4 protein-coding genes are annotated in these 3617 nt (G+C 60.2%); all 4 read right to left on the reverse strand.

The features are described 5' to 3' along the window. Nucleotides 1-179: 179 nt before the first annotated feature. Nucleotides 180-980 (reverse strand): N-acyl homoserine lactonase family protein, encoded by an 801-nt coding sequence (locus tag ACXRVY_RS20230; RefSeq protein WP_458238078.1) that lies wholly within the window; start codon nt 978-980, stop codon nt 180-182. Between the two features lie 14 nt (nt 981-994). Beyond that, the gene (locus tag ACXRVY_RS20235) at nt 995-1954 is read right to left on the reverse strand and encodes a diiron oxygenase (RefSeq protein WP_223460125.1); all 960 of its coding nucleotides are present in this window, start codon (nt 1952-1954) and stop codon (nt 995-997) included. Nucleotides 1955-2021: 67 nt separating this feature from the next. Beyond that, nucleotides 2022-2780: a TauD/TfdA family dioxygenase gene (locus ACXRVY_RS20240; RefSeq protein ID WP_223460123.1), complete on the reverse strand. Its 759-nt coding sequence runs from the start codon at nt 2778-2780 to the stop codon at nt 2022-2024. A gap of 18 nt (nt 2781-2798) precedes the next feature. Then, on the reverse strand, nt 2799-3617 hold an 819-nt coding region (locus ACXRVY_RS20245), incomplete at its 5' end, for a branched-chain amino acid aminotransferase (protein WP_458238079.1).

Genomic DNA, 3617 nt, shown 5'->3' on the forward strand with positions numbered 1-3617 from the left:
ACCGCCATCGCGAGCAAGCTCGCTCCCACAGGGGACTTTCGATGAGCACAAATTTCTGTGCAGCAGCAATCAACTGTGGGAGCGAGCTTGCTCGCGATAGCGGTGTATCAAGCACATCAATGCTAAATGTGCCGTCGTCATCGCGAGCAGGCTCGCTCCCACAGGATTAGAGGTGATCTTCAGAGCGGATTCTGGTGCAGGCAAATGATATGCGGGTCGTCATTCCAGTGCGGGAACCGCTCGGCGATCAGCGGGTCGTGGCCGGGGACGACGTGGTCTACGCCGTCGGCCAGGCGGTCGATCTCGGTGAAGGCTTCGAGGGTTTGCRCCAGGTCATCGAGAATCGGAAACGGGCTGCGCTCACGAATGTTGACCCACAGGTGCGCAGCATCCGAGGCCAGCACGATCCAGCCACGCTCGGTATTGACCCGCACCACCTGACTGCCCGGCGTATGTCCGCCCACCGGGTGCAGGGTCACGCCGGGAAGCACCTCGACAACGCCTGTGTGCAAACGCATCCGCCCTTCGAACAACGGCGGCAGCGCCGACATCACATCCTCGACCTCGTAGGTTTTGTTCACCGTGCGATGGACCATTTTCGGCCCGGTGCAGAAACGCAATTCCGCTTCCTGCAGATGCACGGTCGCCTTCGGGAACAGCCCGAGGTTACCGGCATGATCCCAGTGCAAATGGGTCAGGATCAGGTGCTCGACCTGCGCCGGATCGATGTCCAGTTGCCGCAGGGATTCTTCCGGCAGGCGATACATCTGGCGATTGCGCCGCTGCGCCGTGGCCGGTTGAAAACAGGTGTCGACCACGATCACCTGCTGCGCGTTGCGGATGACCCAGAAGTAGTAATCCAGTGGCATCGGCGCGTTCGGATCACCGCAGCAGGCGTCGTAAAGAAAATTCTCCCTGGCGGTGCGCTGGGCATTGGCGCCGACACGGATAGCGAACACTTCGTACTCGGGAACTGACATACACACCTCCGGATTCAGGCCGCTGCGCTAGTTTTGAGGGTCGGACGGAAGTCGAAATCGATCTGCTCGCTGATACCCAGGTCTTGAGCCAACTTATGCAGGCCACTGTAGTCACGCATGATGGTCGCGTTCTTGTTGCTCTCGCGGGTGTCGGCAATGATCAGCGCCGCCTCCTCGACCCCAAGCTGCGTCAGAATCGCCTCCCACATGGAGTAGTCCTGAGCGATAAAAGCACTCAGCGCCACCGACAGGTTGCGTGCGAAAAATTCCTGCTGGGCCGGCTGCATGTTCGCGTACATGACCTTCGCCACTTCGGCCAGCACCTTGCTGTGCGCATATTCGTCGCGATTGTGCAGTTCGGCCACACGGCGGTTTTGCGGCTGGATGGTCTGATCGTCCGCCAGCAAATCCAGATAGGCGTTGACGCTGATCTCAGCCACCACCGCAAAGGTGATCGCCGCCAGATCCTGCTGCCATTGCTCGGGCAGAGCTTCACGCTGGGCTTTAAGGCGCAGGTAAGTGACGGAGGGTGGCAAGTCCAGGTCCTGATCCAGCGCCCGATCCAGCCTGGTCCGCTCGATGGCCCGCAAGTGCATCAGCGTGTGGTAGTGCTCGTCGATCAGGGTCTGTTGCATGGCTTCGCGAAAATGCCAGTCGTCCTTGCCCAGGTACTGATCGGCGATGACGCTGAGTGCCGGGTTGACCACATGTTCTTCAGCAGTGACGGTGCGCAGGTTGTAGCCGATCCAGCCCCAAGTCACCACGCTGCTTTTGAGCTCTTCGCTCAGGGACTGGAATTTCGGGTGATGGAAAAACGGCACCATGCACTCCGGGTAATCCGGGCGCGCCGGGTCGAACACTTCTTCGACCTGGCCCCTGTCCGGCGAACACACTGTGGCGCGCTTGGTCCAGGCCTGGTTGAGCCGCACGATCAGTTGATGATCGACCTGGGCGATCTCGATTGCTGTTTGCATGACGCGATACCTGTAAGGCGCGTACCCGCCAAGGGGTACGCCAAAAAATTGAAGGTCGACGGAAAAATCAGGCCAGCCAATAGCGGGTCAGGTGGCGCGCCGGGTCAGTGTAACGACTGCGCGCATGAATCATTCGCCAGTTATCCCAAATCAGCAGGCAACCGTCGGGAATCAGCACCGGAACGTTGTGCTCGACGAAGTACGCTTCGCCGAGCACGGCAAACCTGGCCAGTGGAGAGGTGTTGTTGGTGACCAGCGACTGCTGCAAGGCTTGCTTGGACGGATTCACGTCGCCGTAGTGAAACTGGTTGTAGCTGAAGCGAAAAATATCCCCGTCCTCTGTAGGCGTGAGGATGTATTCCTTGACCCGCCGTTGTTCCGGTTCGCCCGGTTTGGCGGTGGCGACAAACTCTACCGGCGTGTCCTTCAGCCACTCACGCAGTTGCGGTTCGCTGTGTTCGAGGGACTTGAGAAATTCGTAGCCGTCCACCAATCCGGTGTGCCCGCCACCGCACGTAGCCTGTTTATGGCAATGCAACGCCAGGTAGCGAGGTGGCGGTCCGTACACCGGCGCTTCAGTGTGCGGGCCGATGCCGTTCATGCTCTGGGAATACGGCAAGTCTTCGTAACCCGGCTTGCGGGTAATGGCAAAGGCCATCTGGCCGTTGAACTGCGGAATGATCGGGCCGAACTCCAGCAAGGTGCCTACGACATCATCGGCAAATTCGTCCGGAGTCAGCACCGTCCAGCCCAACGTCGACAGCTCTTCGTGACGATGGCCGAGCGAAATGCAATTTTGAGACGCAACAATCCCTTGGTCTGACATGGTGAGATTCCTGGCGGGTTATCCGGCGTTGACGGTGGAGGTGTACGCAGCGATGAAGTCGCGGCAGGCGCCACCCGGTCGATAGTGCTGCTCATTGATGCTCTGCACCGGGGTGATTTCGGCGGCGGTGCCGGTGAGAAAACACTCGTCGAAGTCGCCAAGCTCCGTAGGCAAAATCGTGCGCTCGACGACCTGGTAGTCCAGCGCTTTGGCCAGTTCGATCACGGTCTGCCGGGTAATGCCATTGAGAAAGCAGTCCGGGGTCGGCGTGTGCAAAGTCCGGCCTTTGACGAAAAACACATTGGCGCTGGTGGCTTCGGCAATGTGGCCGCGCCAGTCGAGCATCAGCGCATCGTGGTAACCCGTGTTCTCGGCATCGTGCTTGCTCAGCGTGGCGATCTGATAATGCCCGGAGGCCTTGGCTTCGAACGGGCTACTGCTCGGTGGCGGGCGACGCCAGGCCGCGGTTTTCAAGCGGATGCCGGCCATGCGCGCCGCCGGGTCGAAATAGCTCGGCCACTGCCAGCACGCGATGGCCACGTGCACACGGTTAAAACGCGCCGAGGTGGAAATCATCTCGCTGCCGCGCCAGGCCACCGGGCGCAGATAACCGTCGACCACCTTGTTGCGTTGCAGCAGTTCCTGGCTGGCCGCCTCCAGTTCAGCCAGCGCATAGGGGATGGCAAAATCCATCATTTGCGCCGAGCGGTACAAGCGCTCGCTGTGCTCGCGCAGCTTGAAGATCCTGCCGTTGTAGACCCGCTCGCCTTCATACACGGTGCTCGCGTAATGCAGGCCATGGGTCAGCACATGCAACTGCGCCCGGGACCACTCGAC

It is taken from the genome of Pseudomonas sp. P5_A2_2, from assembly GCF_054177685.1.

Coding starts and splice junctions, on each gene's coding strand:
- ACXRVY_RS20235 (WP_223460125.1), bottom strand. CDS start 1,954: ATGCAAACAGCAATCGAGATCGCCCAGGTCGATCATCAACTGATCGTG.
- ACXRVY_RS20240 (WP_223460123.1), bottom strand. CDS start 2,780: ATGTCAGACCAAGGGATTGTTGCGTCTCAAAATTGCATTTCGCTCGGC.